The organism is Streptomyces sp. NPDC018693, from assembly GCF_044391385.1.
In the GTDB taxonomy this organism is placed as follows: domain Bacteria; phylum Actinomycetota; class Actinomycetes; order Streptomycetales; family Streptomycetaceae; genus Streptomyces.
In genome coordinates this window covers 631,757-649,215 of the sequence record NZ_JBIRZZ010000004.1, presented here as the reverse complement: position 1 = coordinate 649,215, position 17,459 = coordinate 631,757, and the positions used below count along the sequence as shown (strand labels likewise).

Annotated in this window: 11 protein-coding genes; 4 read left to right on the top strand and 7 right to left on the bottom strand. The window is 73.0% G+C overall.

Annotated elements, in window-relative coordinates; translation table 11 throughout:
- Positions 1 to 51: 51 nt before the first annotated feature.
- From ACH5AC_RS14755 to ACH5AC_RS14745, 3 genes are read right to left on the bottom strand one after another with little or no spacing between them, the layout of a single operon-like run.
- Entirely contained in the window at positions 52 to 219 is a 168-nt protein-coding gene (locus ACH5AC_RS14755) for a hypothetical protein (protein WP_398862129.1), read from the bottom strand.
- Entirely contained in the window at positions 216 to 1,040 is an 825-nt protein-coding gene (locus ACH5AC_RS14750) for a PaaX family transcriptional regulator C-terminal domain-containing protein (protein WP_398862128.1), read from the bottom strand. Before ACH5AC_RS14750 ends, ACH5AC_RS14755 begins: the two co-directional genes overlap by 4 nt.
- A 15-nt stretch (positions 1,041 to 1,055) precedes the next feature.
- Positions 1,056 to 2,645, bottom strand: coding sequence for an AMP-binding protein (locus tag ACH5AC_RS14745; RefSeq protein WP_398862126.1), 1,590 nt, complete (start codon positions 2,643 to 2,645; stop codon positions 1,056 to 1,058).
- A 150-nt stretch (positions 2,646 to 2,795) separates the two neighbouring features.
- On the opposite strand from ACH5AC_RS14745, the gene ACH5AC_RS14740 reads away from it, so the two are divergent.
- Together ACH5AC_RS14740 and ACH5AC_RS14735 are read left to right on the top strand one after the other, a co-directional pair.
- A complete protein-coding gene (locus ACH5AC_RS14740; RefSeq protein WP_398862125.1) occupies positions 2,796 to 3,926 on the top strand; it encodes an acyl-CoA dehydrogenase family protein in 1,131 nt (376 codons plus the stop codon).
- A complete protein-coding gene (locus tag ACH5AC_RS14735) occupies positions 3,923 to 4,324 on the top strand; it encodes a RidA family protein (protein ID WP_398862124.1) in 402 nt (133 codons plus the stop codon). Before ACH5AC_RS14740 ends, ACH5AC_RS14735 begins: the two co-directional genes overlap by 4 nt.
- A 4-nt stretch (positions 4,325 to 4,328) precedes the next feature.
- On the opposite strand, the gene ACH5AC_RS14730 is transcribed toward ACH5AC_RS14735, so the two are convergent.
- Both ACH5AC_RS14730 and ACH5AC_RS14725 read right to left on the bottom strand, forming a co-directional pair.
- Entirely contained in the window at positions 4,329 to 4,508 is a 180-nt protein-coding gene (locus tag ACH5AC_RS14730; protein ID WP_398862123.1) for a DUF5999 family protein, read from the bottom strand.
- A gap of 234 nt (positions 4,509 to 4,742) precedes the next feature.
- Positions 4,743 to 5,801, bottom strand: coding sequence for a PucR family transcriptional regulator (locus tag ACH5AC_RS14725; protein WP_398862122.1), 1,059 nt, complete (start codon positions 5,799 to 5,801; stop codon positions 4,743 to 4,745).
- Between the two features lie 467 nt (positions 5,802 to 6,268).
- Between ACH5AC_RS14725 and ACH5AC_RS14720 the strand changes: the two genes are divergently transcribed.
- Together ACH5AC_RS14720 and ACH5AC_RS14715 are read left to right on the top strand one after the other, a co-directional pair.
- Positions 6,269 to 8,485, top strand: coding sequence for a flotillin family protein (locus ACH5AC_RS14720; protein ID WP_398862121.1), 2,217 nt, complete (start codon positions 6,269 to 6,271; stop codon positions 8,483 to 8,485).
- A 78-nt stretch (positions 8,486 to 8,563) separates the two neighbouring features.
- Positions 8,564 to 13,504 (top strand): DNA repair ATPase, encoded by a 4,941-nt coding sequence (locus ACH5AC_RS14715; protein WP_398862119.1) that lies wholly within the window; start codon positions 8,564 to 8,566, stop codon positions 13,502 to 13,504.
- A 577-nt stretch (positions 13,505 to 14,081) separates the two neighbouring features.
- Here ACH5AC_RS14715 and ACH5AC_RS14710 read toward each other — a convergent pair.
- Complete coding sequence (locus ACH5AC_RS14710; RefSeq protein ID WP_398862118.1) at positions 14,082 to 16,019, bottom strand: NAD-binding protein; 1,938 nt, start codon at positions 16,017 to 16,019, stop codon at positions 14,082 to 14,084.
- 135 nt (positions 16,020 to 16,154) lie between these two features.
- Positions 16,155 to 17,453 (bottom strand): SLC13 family permease, encoded by a 1,299-nt coding sequence (locus ACH5AC_RS14705; RefSeq protein WP_398862117.1) that lies wholly within the window; start codon positions 17,451 to 17,453, stop codon positions 16,155 to 16,157.
- Between the last annotated feature and the right edge of the window lie 6 nt (positions 17,454 to 17,459).

Sequence of the window (17,459 nt, the reverse complement as noted above, 5' to 3'; positions counted from 1 at the left end):
CGCCGAGTCCCCGCGGCACGTCCGTACCGCCGCCGTTCCTGCCGTGGTCGATCATCCCGGGCTCGTACTCGACGTCGAGGAAGGCGCACTGCCGGCGTACGGGGACACGGGGCTGCCGAAGCCGACCTCCAGGCGGCCGATGTGCAGCTCCTGGGGGGAGTGCAGCCGGGAGTGGGCGTTCGGCATCATGCGGTGGGCGGCTGATGTGACGCGAGTCACTCCGTCTGGGTGATCCCCGCGAACACCGCCCCCGCGTCCCGCAGCCGCTCGTGCAGGCCCCGGAAGACGGCGGCCGAGCGCGCCCCGGGCCAGTCGGCGGGCAGCAGTCGGGCGGGCAGCCCGGGGTCGGTGTAGGGCAGGTGGCGCCAGGAGTCCAGGGCCAGCAGATAGTCCCGGTACGCCTCCTCCGGCGGGGTGTCCGTGCGCTGCTCCCAGGCGCGCAGCACGCGCGCGTGCCGGTCGAGGAACGCCTCGTGCTCCTTGGCGATCGCCGCCAGGTCCCACCAGCGGGCCACGGCCTGCACGGTCGGGACGAAGCCGAGGTGCGCGCCGCGGAAGAAGTCGACGTACGGGGCGAGGCCGAGGCGCTGGAGGGTGTGCCGGGTCTCCTCGTACAGCCGGGCAGGGGCGATCCACACCCCGGGGGCCGCCGTGCCGAAGCCGAGGCCGGCCAGCCGGGAGCGCAGCACGTGCCGCTTCTGCCGCTCCGACTCCGGCACCGAGAACACCGCCAGTACCCAGCTCTCCTCCTCCGGCGGCGCGGTGGCGTAGATGCGCCGGTCGCCGTCGTCGAGCAACTGCCGGGCCTCGGCGGACAGTTCGTAGCCGGCGGCGCCCTCGGCGGTGCGGGCCGGCAGCAGCAGCCCGCGCCGTTTCAGCCGCGACACCGACGAGCGCACGGAGGGCGCGTCGACGCCGACCGCGGCGAGCAGACGGATCAGCTCGGCGACGGGCACGGGGCCCGGCGCGAAGCGACCGTAGGCGCCGTAGAGCGTGACGATCAGAGACCGGGGGGCATGCTGGTCTGACACATTGATCATTTTAGGTCGTCGGCATCACGGCTGGTCACCCCCGGTGCGCAGGCGGAACCGCTGCAGTTTGCCGGTGGCGGTGCGCGGCAGCGCGTCGAGGAACACGATCTCGCGCGGACACTTGTACGGCGTCAGCTCCCCCTTGACGAAGCCGCGCAGCGCCTGCGCGTCCCGCCGGGCGCCCTCCCGCAGCACCGCGTACGCGACCACGACCTGCCCGCGCGCCTCGTCCGGCCGCCCCACGACGGCCGCCTCGACGACGTCCGGATGGCGCAGCAGAGCCTCCTCGACCTCCGGTCCGGCGATGTTGTACCCGGCCGAGATGATCATGTCGTCGGCGCGGGCCACGTACCGGAAATAGCCGTCGGGCTCGCGGACATAGGTGTCCCCGGTGACGTTCCAGCCGTCGCGTACGTAGTCACGCTGGCGCGGGTCGGCGAGGTACCGGCAGCCGACCGGGCCGCGCACCGCGAGCAGTCCGGGGTCCCCGTCGGGCACGGGTTCGCCGCGCGCGTCCTGCACCCGCGCCTGCCAGCCGGGGACCGGGAGGCCGGTCGTGCCCGGCCGGATGTCGTCGTCGGCCGCCGAGATGAAGATGTGCAGAAGCTCGGTGGCGCCGATGCCGTTGATGATGCGCAGCCCGGTGCGCTCGTGCCAGGCCCGCCAGGTGGCCGCGGGCAGGTTCTCGCCGGCCGAGACGCAGCGGCGCAGACAGGAGACGTCCTGCCCGTCCAGGTCGGCGAGCATCGCCCGGTACGCGGTCGGCGCGGTGAACAGCACCGACACCCGGTGCTCGACGATCGCCGGCAACAGCTGCCTCGGGCCCGCCTGTTCGAGCAGCAGCGCGCTGGCGCCGACCCGCATCGGGAAGACGACCAGACCGCCCAGGCCGAAGGTGAAGCCGAGCGGGGGACTGCCGGCGAAGACGTCGTCGGCGTGCGGCCTGAGCACATGCCGGGCGAAGGTGTCCGCGATCGCCAGCACGTCCCGGTGGAAGTGCATGCACCCCTTCGGGCGGCCCGTGGTGCCGGAGGTGAAGGCGATCAGCGCCACGTCGTCGGCCGCGGTGTCCACGGCCGTGTACGGCGTGTCCGGCGCCGGGCGGCGCAGCAGGTCGTCCGGGGTGTCACCGCCGTACGTGGCGATGCGCAGCCCCGGTACGTCCGCCTTGGCGAGGTCGTCGACACAGCGCGCGTCGCACAGCGCGTACTCCACCCGGGCGATCTCGCACATCGTGCGCAGCTCGTGCGGCCGCTGCTGGGCCAGGACGGTGACCGCGACCGCGCCCGCCTTCAGCACCGCGAGCCAGCAGGCGGCCAGCCACGGCGAGGTCGGCCCGCGCAGCAGCACCCGCTGCCCGGGGACGACGCCCAGCTCCCCGGTGAGCACATGCGCGAGCCGGTCGACGCGGGCGCGCAGTCCGCCGTACGTCCAGGTGGTGTCCGGGGTGTGGAAGACCGGGCGGTCCACGGCGGCGTGGTCGAGGAGTTCGGCGGCGCAGTTGAGCCGTCCGGGGTAGCGCAGCTCCGGCAGGTCGAAGGTCAGTTCGGGCCACTGCTCGGGCGGCGGGAGATGGTCGCGCGCGAAGGTGTCGACATGGGCCGAGACGTTCATGGCGGTTCGCCCCCTTGGTGTGGTGGGCTCGCACTCGGAGCGTATCGTGTCGGTGACGACAGTCAACAGCACGCGATATGGTCGCAGGAGTGTCCAGGAGAGCCCGGGGGAGTCTGGGAGAGCCCGGGAAGTCCGGTGAAGGGGACGGCAATGTCCGCATTCTCGCTCGAACCCGCACAGACCGCCTGGTGTGCCGAGCTGCGCGCCCTCGCCGCCGGCCAACTGCGCCCGCCGGCCGAGAAGGGCGAACCCGGCCGCGTCAACCGCCCCCTCGTGGCCGAACTCGGCCGCCTCGGACTGCTCGCCCGACTGTTCACCTCCGGCGCCGTCGACCTCTGCCTGATGCGTGAGTCCCTGGCCTACGCCTGTACGGAGGCGGAGACGGCCCTCGCCCTCCAGGGACTCGGCGCCCACCCCGTCCACGCCCACGGCAGCGAGGAGCAGCGGGCCCGCTGGCTGCCCGCCGTGGCGGAGGGCAGCGCGGTGGCCGCCTTCGCCCTGAGCGAGCCGGGCGCGGGCTCGGACGCGGCGGCGCTGTCCCTGACCGCCGAGCCCGACGGACCCTCCCGCTGGCGGCTCAGCGGTGAGAAGTGCTGGATCTCCAACGCGCCCGAGGCCGACCTCTACACCGTCTTCGCCCGTACGACGGCCGGCGCGGGCGCCCGTGGCGTGACCGCGTTCCTCGTCCCCGCCGACCGTCCCGGCCTCACCGGCACCGGCCTCGACATGCTCTCCCCGCACCCCGTCGGCGCGCTCGACTTCGACGCCGTACCCGTCACCGCCGAGGACGTGCTGGGCGAGGTCGACGGCGGCTTCCGGGTGGCGATGGCCACCCTCGACCTGTTCCGGCCCAGCGTCGGAGCCTTCGCGGTCGGCATGGCGCAGGCCGCCCTGGACGCGACCCTGGACCACACCGCGCGACGCGACGCGTTCGGCGGCAAGTTGAGGGACCTTCAGGCCGTCTCCCACCAGGTCGCCGAGATGGCCCTGCGCACCGAGGCGGCCCGTCTGATGGTCTACGCGGCGGCCGCGGCGTACGACTCCGGCGCCCCCGACGTCCCCCGGCGCGCCGCGATGGCGAAACTGCTCGCCACCGAGACCGCGCAGTACGTCGTCGACACCGCCGTCCAGTTGCACGGCGCCCGCGCGCTGCGCCGCGGGCATCTGCTCGAACACCTCTACCGGGAGGTGCGGGCGCCGCGGATCTACGAAGGGGCGAGCGAGGTCCAACGGTCCATCATCGCCCGCGAGTTGTACCGGAACCGGCAGGTGGCCGAGTGAGCGTGCGGCGGGTCAACCCACCGGAGCTGTCCCCGCCGGCCGGCTTCTCGCACGCCGTGGTCGCCACCGGCTCCCGGGTGGTCTTCCTCGCGGGCCAGACCGCGCTCGACGGCGGCGGCAAGGTCGTAGGGGCGTCGCTGCGCGAGCAGTTCGAGCGGGCGCTCGCCAATCTGCTCACCGCGCTCGCCGCGGCGGGCGGGACGCCCGGGGACCTGGCGCGGGTCACGGTGTACGTCACGGACGTCGCCGCCTACCGCGCCCAGGCCGCCGAACTGGGCCGCGTCTGGCGTTCCTTGGCCGGGCGGGACTATCCGGCCATGGCGGTCGTCGGCATCGTACGACTCTGGGACGAGCAGGCGCTGGTGGAGCTGGACGGTTTCGCGGTACTGCCCGAGTGAGACCTCAGGCGGCCACCACCAGCCGGTACGGCTCGACCACCCTGCCGTCCGGCAGCAGCTCGCCGGAGTCGTCGAAGACGATCGTGCCGTCGCACAGCAGGCTCCAGCCCTGCTCGGGGTGGGCGGCGACGACATGCGCGGTGGGGACACCGGCCGACGGGGCCGAGGACTGGTGGGAACACATGGCGCACCTCCGCGTCGAGGGGCCGGCCGTACGGGCCGTCCGTCCTGGACTCGACGATGCGCCCGCCGGTGCGCCGCCACCAGAGGGGAGCCGCACGGCGTGACAACACCGGGACGACTCCACGACGGTTCGTCGACGCCCGTCGCGGACTCGCCACCGAAGAAGCGACGATCGAGGACGCGCTCCGTACGCGCCGCGGCCGCCGGTCACCCTGCGGCAGGGCTGACCACGCGGTCAGACCCCGTTGGCCGGCCAGTCCAGCAGGCGGGCGCCGATGACCGCGGTCTGCAGCATGTAGCGGTGCGCCGGGTCGGCCGGGTTGGCGCCGGTGAGCTTGTGGATGCGTTCCAGGCGGTAGGTCAGGGCCCGGACGCTGAGGGAGAGACGACGGGCGGCCTCGGCGGCGACGCAGCCCGAGTCGAAGTACGCGGTGAGCGTGTCCAGGAGCGGCTCGGCTCCGCCGCGGGCCGTGACGAGCGGGCCGAGGGTGTTGAGGACCAGGTCGGCCATCGCCTGGCGGTCACGGGTCAGTACCGGGTAGACCAGCAGGTCGGACGCGCGCAGGACCGGATCGTCCAGGCCGAGCCGCCCGGCCATCTCCAGGGTGTTCAACGCCTCCTCGTACGACTGGACGACCCCGCCGGCGCCGGGCTGCGGGCGGCCGATGGCGACCTGGCCGCCGTCGGTCGCGGCGTGCGCCTGCTTCGCGAAGTGGGTGAGCACCTCGTCCTGATGGCCGGGCGCGATGCACAGCAGCCGGCCGTCCTTGGTGGTGAGCAGGATGCTGCGGTCGCCGAACCGCGAGATCAGCGCGTGCTCCACCCGCCGGGCCACCGGATCACCCTCGTCGTACGCCGCCGCCCCCTGCGCCACGGCCACCGCGTGCGCGTGCGCCAGACGCAGCCCGAACCGCTCGGCGCGCTCGGCGAGCCGACCCAGGTCGCTGCGCCCGTAGAGCAGGTCGTCGATGAACTCCCGCCGCGCCGCCTCCTCCTGACGCACCGCCAGCCGCTGTGCGTGCTCATAGCCCTCGGCGAAGGCGTCCACGGCCTGCTGTACGGCGGCGAGCGCGCCGTCCGCCGAACCGGGCGTGCTCGGCCAGGCCGCACGAGCCGCCGTCAGATGTGCGCTGATCAGGGCCCGCAGACCGTAACCGGCGTCCGCGGCGAGTTCCCCCAGCGCACGCCGGGAGACCAGCTCCTCCCGGGTGAGGCGCCGCCCCGTGGCCGAGACCTCGGCCAGGATCTTGGCGTAGCCGTCCAGATACTCCTCGGGAATGTCCCGGTCCGTCACAACGCCCCCTGGCTTCCTTGACGCGCCGGTGACGGTTCCTTAGCGGTCACCGGCATGCAGACCTTAGTGAACGCTGCCGGAATCCGGCAATGCGGGGGTGGCTGTCCGCAGGGCACCATGGGCTGCGGGGAGCACGGCACAGGGTTCCGATGCCGGACACCGGCAGATGCCCGCATCGGGACCCGGAGGGGAGCCGTGCACCCGTCCACGCGCGCCGTCAGCGGGAAAGGGGGCCAGGACGTGCGGAACTCACCGACGATCGTGACCGGCCACTTCACGCGTTCGCCGCACCGCCTCGACCCGGACGAACCCGGGCCCGCCGGGCGAACTGCGCCGGCCGGCTGAGCCGCGCCTCCTCGGCCGCACACCCCAGCCTCACACCTCAGTCTTCCGAGGTCCTGCAAGCCTGCCCGAGCCCTCTGGGCGCCGCGGGCCGTCGACCTCTTCACCTGCCAAGGACATTCGCCATGAATCCCATCACCCTGGGCATCGCCGCGCTCGTCGCCGTCGTGCTCGTCGTCGCCGTCGTGCTGATCGTCGCCCGGCTGTTCCGCAAGGTCGAACAGGGCAAGGCACTGATCGTCTCCAAGATGCGCAAGGTCGACGTGACCTTCACCGGGCAGGTCGTGCTGCCCGTGCTGCACAAGGCCGAGGTGATGGACATCTCGGTGAAGACCATCGAGATCACCCGGGCCGGCCGGGAGGGTCTGATCTGCAGGGACAACATCCGCGCCGACATCCGCATCTCGTTCTTCGTCAAGGTCAACAAGACCGTCGAGGACGTCATCCGGGTCGCCCAGGCCGTGGGCACCGCGCGGGCCAGCGACCGCAACACCCTTCAGGAGCTGTTCCACGCCAAGTTCTCCGAGGCGCTGAAGACCGTCGGCAAGCAGATGGACTTCACCGACCTCTACACCAAGCGCGAGGAGCTGCGGTACCGGATCATCGAGGTCATCGGCGTCGACCTCAACGGCTACCACCTGGAGGACGCGGCGATCGACTACCTGGAGCAGACGCCGGTCGGCCAGCTCGACCCCGCCAACGTCCTCGACGCCCAGGGCATCCGCAAGATCACCGAGCTGACGGCCGTGGAGCACGTGCGCACCAACGAGGCCCAGCGCACCGAGGAGAAGGAGATCACCCGGCAGAACGTCGACGCCCGCGAGGCCATCCTGGAGCTGGAGCGCCGCCAGGTCGACGCCGAGATCAAGCAGAAGCGGGAGATCGAGACCGTACGCGCCCGCGAGGAGGCCGAGACCGCGCGGGTCGTCGAGGAGGAGCGGCTGCGGGCGCAGAGCGCCTTCCTCAAGACCGAGGAACAGCTCGGTGTGCAGCGCGAGAACCAGGCGCGTGAGGTCGCCGTCGCCGCGAAGAACCGCGAGCGGGTCATCGCCATCGAGAACGAGCGCATCGAGAAGGACCGGCTCCTCGAGGTCATCGCCCGGGAGCGGGAGACCGAACTGACGAAGATCGCCGCGTCGAAGGAGGTCGAGGCGGAGAAGCGGGAGATCGCCGAGGTCGTCCGCGAGCGGGTCGCCGTGGACCGTACGGTCGCCGAGCAGGAGGAGTCCATCAAGAAGCTGCGCGCCGTGGAGGAGGCGGAGCGGGAGCGGCAGGCCGTCATCATCGCCGCCGAGGCCGAGGCGCAGGAGAAGCTGGTCAAGGACATCAAGGCCGCGGAGGCCGCCGAGCAGGCCGCCGTGCACCGCGCCGCCGAGGAACTCACCCTCGCCGAGGCCCGGTTGAAGAGCGCCGACCTCGATGCCCAGGCCAAGCTGCGGCTCGCCGAGGGCATCCAGGCCGAGGCCGCCGCCGAGGGCCTGGCCGCCGTCCAGGTCCGCGACAAGGAGGCCGAGGTCATCGAGAAGGCCGGCCGCGCCGAGGCCGAGGCCGCCGAGGCACGGCTGCGCGCGGAGGCCGAGGGCACCCGGGCGAAGGCCCTGGCCGAGGCGGAGGGCGCCAAGGCGCAGGCCGCCGCCCTCGCGGAGAAGCTCCAGGCCGAGGCCGAGGGCGCCAAGGCGCAGGCCGCCGCGCTCGCCGAGAAGCTCCAGGCGGAGGCCGCCGGTGCCCGGGCCATGGCGCTCGCCGAGGCCGCCGGTGCCCAGGCGCAGGCCGAGGCGGACGCCGCGGCGATCGGCGAGAAGCTGAAGGCCGAGGCCGCCGGACTCACCGAGAAGGCCGCCGCGATGGCCGCGCTCGACGAGGCGTCCCGCGCGCACGAGGAGTACCGGCTGCGCCTGGAGGCGGAGAAGGAGATCCGGCTGGCCGGTCTGGAGGCGCAGCGGCAGGTCGCTGAGGCGCAGGCGAGCGTGCTCGCCACCGGCCTGGAGCACGCCGACATCGACATCGTCGGCGGGGAGTCCGTCTTCTTCGACCGGCTGATGTCCTCCATCGCGCTCGGCAAGGGCGTCGACGGGTTCGTCCAGAACTCCGAGACCGCCCAGGCCCTGGCGAAGCCCTGGCTGGACGGCACGTCGAGCTTCACCGACGACCTGAGCCGCGTCCTCGGCTCGGTCTCCACGGCCGACGTGCAGAACCTGACCGTGTCCGCGCTGCTGATGAAGCTGATGAGGAGCGGCGGCACCAGCGCCGGGCAGTTCCAGCAACTGCTCGACAAGGCGGGCGAGCTGGGCCTCGCCGACCTGCCGCTGGCCGCCCTGAACGGCAGCAGCGCCAAGGCATGACAGTTCGCGGTCCGGAGCCGTCGTACGGGGGACGGCGGCTCCGGACCGCGCATTCCCGCGACTTCCTGAGAGGGACCCATGACCACCGGCCTGGACACCGGCACCTACGAGGTGCTGCGCGACCGTCTCACCGCGCAGGCCGCCGAACTCGCCCGCCGCGCCGAGGCACTGAACGCCCGGCGCGTCGAGGAGTTCGGCTCGACACGACTGGAACTCGCCGGCACCGAGCGGCTGCGCACCGAGCACCACTGCGTGCCACGAGACATCGTCTCCGTCGGCGACACCCTGCTCTTCGGCTACAACGTCTTCCTCGGCCTCAAGCCGGAGACCACCGTCGCCGACGTCTTCGCCCTGCACGACCGCGACCTGAACCGGCTGCCCGACGACGCCGTGCCCGGCCTGCTCGACGACCCCGCCTTCGTCCGCGAGTTCGCCGCCCTCTACCGCTACTACCGCCAGGCCCACCTGCTCCAGCTGCGCCACGTCGACGGCAAGCTGCTGGCCGTCTTCCAGACCGGCGAGAAGGCCGGCGACATCCGGGTGCTGCGCTGGGCGCTCACCGACGACGGACAGGCCACGTTCCTCGACGCGCGCGGCGACCGCGACCACGTCCTGCCCGCCCCCCACGACTTCGAGTGGACCGCCACGACCCGCGAGGACCACGTCCTCGGCCGCCACCCGCACGTCTCGATCGCGGGTGAGGTCTTCGTCGAGACCGTCGGCGGCACCCTCACCGTCAAGGTCGAGAACAACACCGAGACGGGCGAGGGCGTCTACGCGGAGTCGGTCGACGAGCCGCTGCAGTCGCTCGCCGACGCCGACATCGCGTACGCGCGCGTGGGCGCGCTCATCCTGCTGCGCATCCTGCCCTACAAGGAGGACGTCCACCGCCACCTGGTCTTCAACACCCTCACCAGGACCGTCGTCCGCCTGGACGGCATCGGTCAGGCGTGCCGCAGGCTGCCCGAGGACCAGGGCATCGTCTTCCCCGGCGGCTACTGCCTGGCCACGGGCAGCCACAAGACCTTCGACGGCATCGACACGGCGGACCTGGAGTTCGAGCGGATGGTCCGCTCCCCGAACGGCGAGGACGTCCTGTTCGCCTTCCACGCGCGCGTGGAGGGCCGCAGCCTGCTGCTGCCGTACAACATGATCCGCAAGGAGGTCGCCACCCCCCTGTCCTGTCACGGCTGGGCGCTCTTCGACGACGGCGCCCTCGTCGTGCTGCGGGCCGACAGCGACGAGCCGCAGCGGGTGCACCCCGTCCAGCTGTGGAACTCCCCGTACGTCTCCGACACCCACGCCGCCGCCCGCCCCGTCGGCACCGGCCCGCTCGCCCGCGTCGGCAACGCCGACCTCGTACGCGGCATCTCCGACTGCCTGTCCCTCACCCGGGCGGTCGCGGAGACGACACCCACCAGCGAGGTCTACGAGGCACTGGCCGCCGCCTGCGTCCGCGCCGCCGACTCCTACCACTGGCTGGGCGACCCCGAACTCGGCGCGCTGCTCGACCCGTTGGCGCAGGTCCGGGTCACCGCCCAGCAGGTGCTCGCCGAGTTCGAGACCGTCCAGGCGCTCACCCGGCAGGCCGCCGAGGCGCTCGGCGACGCCGCCGCCCAGGTCGCCGCCGTCGTACGACGACTGCGCGGCGAGGCGCCCCGCGGTGCCGCCGCCTGGGTCACCGGACTGACCGAACTCCGGCACGCCCAGGGGCACCTGCTCACCCTCAAGGACCTGCGGTACGCGGACACCGCGCGCATCGACGAACTCGCCGCCGACGTCGAGGCCGACCTCGCCACCTTCGGCCGACGGGCCGTCGAGCACCTCGCCCGCGAGGACGCGTTCGCCGACCACCAGGCCGACATCGAGCAGCTCGTCACCGACGCCGAGGCGATCACCACCGTCGCCGAGGCCGCGCCGGTGACCGCCCGCCTCGACGAACTCGCCGACGGGCTGAGCACCGTGACCGAGGTCGTCGCCGGCCTCGACATCGGCGACGCCACCGTCCGCACGTCCATTCTGGAGCGGATCGCCGAGGCCCTCGGCGGCGTCAACCGCGCCCGCGCCACCCTCGACGGCCGGCGCCGCGCCCTCCTCGACTCCGAGGGACGCGCCGCGTTCGCCGCCGAGTTCGCCCTGCTCGGCCAGGCCGTCACCGGCGCGCTCGCGGCCGCCGACACGCCCGACGCCTGCGACGAGCAGCTCGCCCGGATGCTGGTGCGGGTCGAGAACCTGGAATCCCGGTTCGCCGAGTTCGACGACTTCCTCGGCGAGCTGGCCGACAAGCGCGACGAGGTCCACGAGGCGTTCTCCGCGCGCAAGCAGACGCTGGCCGACGCGCGTGCCCGTCGTGCCGAGCGGCTCGCCGACTCGGCGAACCGTGTCCTGCAGACGGTGTCCCGCCGTGCCGCCACGCTCGCCGACGCGGACGCGGTCGCCACGTACTTCACCTCCGACCCGATGCCGGCCAAGGTCCGCCGCATCGCCGACGAACTGCGCGAACTCGGCGACGCCGTGCGGGCGGAGGAACTCGACGGCCGCCTGAAGTCGGCCCGCCAGGAGGCGCTGCGCGCACTGCGTGACCGGGCCGACCTGTACGCCGACGGCGGGCGCACGATCCGTCTCGGCAGCCACCGGTTCGCGGTCAACACGCAGCCGCTGGACCTGACGCTGGTCCCGCACGGCGACGGGCTGGCCTTCGCGCTGACCGGCACGGACTACCGGGCGCCGGTGACCGACCCCGGCTTCGCGGAGACGCGGCCGTACTGGGACCGGCCGCTGCCGTCGGAGTCCCCCGAGGTCTACCGCGCGGAGTACCTCGCGGCGCGGTTGCTGGAGGAGCACGGCGCGGTCTCCTTGGCGGAGTGCGTCGACCTGCCCGGCCTGGTCCGCCGGGCGGCGGAGGCGGCGTACGACGAGGGGTATGAGCGGGGGGTTCATGACCATGACGCGACGCTGATCCTGACGGTGTTGCTGCGCCTGCGTGAGGGTGCCGGGTTGTTGCGGTACGAGCCTGCCGCTCGGGCTGTGGCGCAGATCTTTTGGGCGCATGGCACGACGGGGGAGGAGCGTGGGAGTTGGACGCGGCGTGCGGTGTCGATGGCTCGGGCTCGGGACACGTTTGGGCTGGCGCCCGCCATCGCCGATTTGCAGGGGGAGCTGGGGGAGGCGATGGGTCGTTGGTCGTCTACCGGCCGGTGGGGGCTGGTCGCGCCCCGCGGCGGAGCCGCTGATGGAGACAGCCCCGCGCCCCTGAAGGACGCTGCTGAATACCTCTTTGAGGAGCTGACCGGCGCGCCCGATGGGTTCGTCGTCAGCGGGGGCGCTCGTACGCTGCTGGACAAGTTTCGGCGTGCCGTGGGTACTTCGGCTTACGAGGACGACCTTGCCGCGCTCGATGACCTTGCCGCCCGTAAGCAGCTGGTCGAGGCGTGGCTGACCGCGTACACCACTGCCACCGGCACGGAAGTCGCCCCCGGCGACCTCGCCGAGGCGGTCGCCGCCGAGCTCTGCCCGGAGTTGACGCGGTACGAGTCGGAGGTGCCGCTGAGTGAGACCGTCGAAGGGCTGCTCGGTGCCCACCCGCGCCTCGACGGTCGTACGCTCACCGTCCGGGTCGACGAACTCCTCGCCCGCACCCGGCGGTTCCGGGAGGGCGAGGTCCCCGCCCACCGTGCCTACCAGCGGCGTCGTACGGCTCTGGTGGCCGCGGAGCGCACGCGGCTCCGGCTGGACGAGTACCGGCCCCGGGTGATGTCGGCGTTCGTGCGGAGCCGGCTGATCGACGAGGTGTATCTGCCGCTGATCGGTGACAACCTGGCCAAGCAGCTCGGCAGCACGGGAGACGCCAAGCGCACCGACACGGGGGGCCTGCTGCTGCTCATCTCGCCGCCGGGTTACGGCAAGACGACGCTGATGGAGTACGTCGCCGACCGGCTCGGACTGGTGCTGGTGAAGGTCAACGGGCCGGCGCTGGGGCACGGCGTCACCTCCCTGGACCCGGCGGAAGCGCCGAACGCGACCGCCCGCCAGGAGGTCGAGAAGATCAACTTCGCGTTGGAGACCGGCAACAACACCCTGCTCTACCTCGACGACATCCAGCACACCTCGCCCGAGCTGCTGCAGCGGTTCATCCCGCTGTGCGACGCCACCCGCCGGATCGAGGGCGTGCGGGGCGGCGAGCCGCGGACCTACGACCTGCGCGGCAAGCGGTTCGCGGTGTGCATGGCCGGCAACCCGTACACCGAGTCCGGTGGCCTGTTCCGGGTGCCCGACATGCTCGCCAACCGCGCCGACGTGTGGAACCTCGGCGATGTGCTCACCGGCAAGGAGGACGCGTTCGCGCTGAGCTTCCTGGAGAACGCGCTGACCGCCAACCCGGTCCTCGCCCCGCTGGCCGGCCGTGACCGCGCCGACCTGGACCTGCTGGTCCGGCTCGCCCGGGGTGACTCGACGGTCCGCGCCGACCGGCTGAGCCACCCGTACGCGCCCGCCGAGCTGGAGCGGATCCTGGCCGTGCTGCGTCATCTGCTGACGGCCCGCGAGACGGTCCTGGCGGTCAACGCCGCCTACATCGCCTCCGCCGCCCAGTCCGACGACAGCCGCGCCGAACCGCCCTTCCAGCTCCAGGGGTCGTACCGCAACATGAACAAGATCGCCCAGCGCATCCAGCCCGTCATGAACGACGCCGAGCTGGCCGCGCTGATCGACGACCACTACACGGCCGAGGCCCAGACCCTCACCACGGGCGCCGAGGCCAACCTGCTGAAACTGGCCGAGCTGCGCGGCACGCTGACCGCGGCGCAGGCCGGGCGCTGGGCGGAGCTGAAGGCCGCCTACGTCCGTACCCGGGCGCTGGGCGGCCCCGAGGACGACGCGCTCGGCCGTGCCGTGGCGGCCCTGGCGCTGCTCGGCGACCGGATCGCCGCCGTCGAGTCGGCGATCACCCGCGCGACCGACCCGCGCCACCTGGTCGCCAACCCGCACGCACGGCACGCGGCCGGCCGGCAGGAGCGCTGATGATCCCCTATCTGGCACCCCTCGGCGCGGCCGTCCTGATCGTCGCCGTCAGCACGGCGGTCCTGATCCGCCGCGACCGCCGCCGGCTCCGGCGCGCCTGCGGGCCCGAACGGTGAGGCGACGGCGGCCCTCACGGAGGCGGTGATCACGCCGAGGAGGTGGGTGGCGTGGGGGTTTGCGGGTGCCGGGGCCCGGCTCGGTGCGGTCGGCGACCGCGACCACCGGGCTGTGGGTCCGTGCCATCAGCGTGGCGACCTCCGGTGCGGTGTCGTCCGCGTCGGCGACCGGTGGCGGGCTCGCCCTGCTGGGCGGCAGTCCCCGACGGTGCGGCCGACCAGTGCCGCGCAGAGCGGTCGTCGAGCACCAGCAGGCCGGGCAGCCTGTGCTCGGCCATCGGCCGGGCCGCGGCCGGGGCACGACTGTCGACGCTCACCGATGCGTATCCGACCGCCGGATCACGAGCGCGCACGGCGGCCTCCTCGTCAGCCGGACCGGCACGTGCCGTCAGCGTCGCACCGCGACGGTGCGAAAGCCGGCCAACGGGCGCAGGCGCCCGTTGCCGGGCCCGTCGGCCACCTCACGCGCCCGCCGGCCGTATGCCGGGGCGGCGCGGTCGGCGGCCCAGGAGTTCGGCCAGGCCCTGACGGGTCGCGGCCAGGACGACCCGGTCCTCGGGGCGCAGGACGTATCCGGGGTGGAGGTCCCAGACGAGGCCGGCGGGGCGGGCGCCGCGGTAGCGCGGTGGGGCGGCGGCCAGGTCGGGCAGGCGGTCGTCCGGGGCGGCCGTGTCCAGCGCGACGACGCGCCAGGCGCCGGGGCGGAAGGACTCGGCGATGGTGCGGCCGGCCAGCTGGGGATGCCCGGCGACGTTCAGCGCGGCGAAGAGCAGCACCCGGCGCTCGACGGGGACCGCCCCGAGGATCTGCCGGCCCATCATCGCCCCGGCGAAGGCGGGCGCCGCGAGGGTCGACACGCTGCGGCTGCGGGTCAGGGCCTGGGGGTGGGCGGCGCGCAGGGTGCGGTAGACGGCCGCGGCGAAGTCGTCGTCGTAGAGGCGCAGCGCCACCCGCAGGTCCTGCTTGACGGAGCGGGCGTACAGCGCCGCCTCCAGGTTGGTGGTGTCGCTGCTGGTGAGGGCGAGCAGGGCGTGCGCGCGGTGGGTCTGGGCGGCCTCCAGGACGCCCTCCTGGGTGACGTCGCCGATCACGGTGGGGACGCGCAGCCGGCGGGCGAGGGCTATGCCCCGAGCCTCCGGGTCCTCCTCGACGCACACCACGGGGATGTCCAGCTCCCGCAGCCGGCCCAGCACCCGGGTGCCGACCTTGCCGAGGCCCAGCAGGACGACATGGTCGGACAGCCCCCGGGGCGGGCGGCGCAGCGCGGACGCCGAGCGGAAGGTGCCGAGCGCCTCCAGGGCCGCCGCGAACAGCACGGGCAGGAGCAGCAGCCCGGCGAACCCGGCCAGCAGCTGGAGCACCTGGCGGGCCGAGGGCTCGTCGAGCGCGGGGTCGTTGATGGCGAACAGGTCGAGCAGGGTGATGTAGCCGGCGTGCAGCGGATGGCCCCCGGAGGTCCACCAGGTGGCGACGGCCAGGGCGAGGACGCAGGTCACCAGCCCGGCCAGGGACCAGCGCAGCCGGCGGGAGAACAGCGAGCCGAGCGGCACTCCGCGGCCGGTGAGCCGTCTGCGCGGGGGGAGGGCGGCGGTGTGCGCCACGGTCTCCAGCACCACCGTGCCGCGTCCGGTGGCCGCGGCCACCGTCTCGTCGTCCGGCAGCAGGGTCGGCCCGGACCGGCCGCTGGCGTCCGATCCCTCCGCGCCGGCCGGGTCGTTGACGGTCGACGAGAGCAGGGCCAGCGTGCACAGCCCCGGGTCGGCGACCTCCCCCGGGCCCGGCGGCGTCCGCTCGACCGCGCGCAGCAGCAGCCCGTCCGCCTGGACGACCTTGCTGGTACCGGCGATGGCGGTGGCCGCCAGCGCGGGCGCGGCGGTGTCGGCGTCGGACAGCACCGTGGTGGAGGTGTCCAGGGCCTCCGGGTCCAGGCCGGGCACGGCGAGCGCGGCGGCCTGGTCGAGGAGTTCCTCCAGGTGCTGGCCCAGCTTGCGGTTGTAGAGCCGGATGACCAGGCGCAGCCGGGGGTTGAGCCGCCGGGCGGCGAGCGCGGCGTGGATGTTGGTCTCGTCGTCGTCGTGCACCAGCGCCAGCGCGGCCGCGTCGCGCACTCCGGCCTCCGCCAGTGTGGCCTCGTCGATGTCGGACGCCTCGACGACCCGGGGCGCGGCCGCGTTGGCCTCGGCGCGGCCCATCACCGCCTGCATGCGGCTGAGCAGTGCCGAGGTGCGCGCCCGCTGGGCGGGAGCGGCAGCGCGCGCCGGGGGCACGACGAGCGTGACGCGCTCCCGGTACACCGTGGTGAGCTCGGCGGCCAGCCGCTCGGCGAGAGCGTCGTCACCGCACACGATCATGTGTCCCAGCGGCGGGAGTCCGCGCGCGGGCTGGGGGATGACGGCCATGGGGTCCCGGACCTCCGGATCAGGGCGTGTTCCTGGAATGACTCAGCTGGCCGGGGAGAGACGGTCGTCTCTCCCCGGCCAGCTGAGTGTCTCTCAGATCACGCCCAAGATCACGTCCCTGGCATGGGGCTCAGGTCAGGCGAGGGCGAAGTAGCGCAGCCACACGTACCCGAGGGCGATCACCACGGTCGCCGCGGTGACGAGGAGACCGTACTTGGTGAACTGCCAGAAGGAGATCGGCTGGCGGTTGCGCTCGGCGATGCCCAGGACCACGACGTTGGCGCTGGCGCCGATCGCGGTGGCGTTGCCGCCCAGGTCGGCACCGAGGGCGAGGGCCCACCACATGACGTGGTCGCCGCCACCGCCCATGCTCGTCACCAGGTCGCTGGTGATGGGCGCCATGGTCGCGACGTACGGGATGTTGTCCACGATGCCGGACAGAACGGCGGAGGCGCCCAGCAGGATCACCGAGCCGCCGAGCTCGTTGTCGCCGATCGCGTCGGCCAGCGTGGTGGAGATCTCACCGATCACACCGGTCTCGATCAGGCCGCCGATCATGATGAAGAGGCCGGCGAAGAAGGCCAGGGTGGCCCACTCGACCTCCTTCAGCACCTCGCCGGTCTCCGCCTTGGAGATCGCGACGAGCAGTCCGGCGCCGAGCAGGGCGACCACGCTGGGCTCGTAGTGCAGCACCGGGTGCAGCACGAAGCCGGCCACCACCAGCGCCAGCACCGCCAGGCCCTGGAGGAGCAGACGCGGGTCCTTGATGGCCTCCCGCTCCTCCAGCTCCATGATCTCCGCGGCGCGCTGCGGGTCGTAGAGGAACGACTTGCGGAACATGAACCGGCACATGGCGATGAGCACGACGATCAGGAGGGCCGAGATGGGCGCCATGTGGACCAGGAAGTCGTTGAAGGTCAGTCCGGCGCGGCTGGCGATGATGATGTTGGGCGGGTCACCGACCAGGGTCGCGGCGCCGCCGATGTTCGAGGCCAGCACCTCGGCGATCAGGAACGGCGCGACGGGCAGCCCCAGCCGCTCGCACACCAGGAACGTCACCGGGGCGATCAGCAGCACCGTGGTCACGTTGTCCAGCAGCGCCGAGGCCACGGCCGTGATGACGATCAGCATGACCATCACCCGGAAGGGTTTGGCCTGGGCCCGCTTCACCGACCAGATCGCCAGATACTCGAACATGCCGGTCGTCTTCAGCACCCCGACGATCATCATCATGCCCATGAGCAGGAAGATGACGTTCCAGTCGACGCCGGAGTGCTCCGAGTAGAAGGCCGACTCGTCGTCGGTCGCGCGGATCGCGAGCATCAGGCCGGCGCCGCCGAGGGCGACGGCGACCCGATGGATCTTCTCGCTGATGATCAGGGCGTAGGCGCCTACGAAGACGACAACCGCCGCCCAGCTGTGCCAGTCGTTCACGATTCT

What these genes read in the sequence shown, in the direction of transcription:
- ACH5AC_RS14740 (WP_398862125.1), top strand. Translation starts at nt 2,796, where the DNA reads ATGTCCGCATTCTCGCTCGAACCCGCACAGACCGCCTGGTGTGCCGAG.
- ACH5AC_RS14710 (WP_398862118.1), bottom strand. Translation starts at nt 16,019, where the DNA reads ATGGCCGTCATCCCCCAGCCCGCGCGCGGACTCCCGCCGCTGGGACAC.
- ACH5AC_RS14715 (WP_398862119.1), top strand. Translation starts at nt 8,564, where the DNA reads ATGACCACCGGCCTGGACACCGGCACCTACGAGGTGCTGCGCGACCGT.
- ACH5AC_RS14745 (WP_398862126.1), bottom strand. Translation starts at nt 2,645, where the DNA reads ATGAACGTCTCGGCCCATGTCGACACCTTCGCGCGCGACCATCTCCCG.
- ACH5AC_RS14750 (WP_398862128.1), bottom strand. Translation starts at nt 1,040, where the DNA reads ATGATCAATGTGTCAGACCAGCATGCCCCCCGGTCTCTGATCGTCACG.
- ACH5AC_RS14720 (WP_398862121.1), top strand. Translation starts at nt 6,269, where the DNA reads ATGAATCCCATCACCCTGGGCATCGCCGCGCTCGTCGCCGTCGTGCTC.
- ACH5AC_RS14730 (WP_398862123.1), bottom strand. Translation starts at nt 4,508, where the DNA reads ATGTGTTCCCACCAGTCCTCGGCCCCGTCGGCCGGTGTCCCCACCGCG.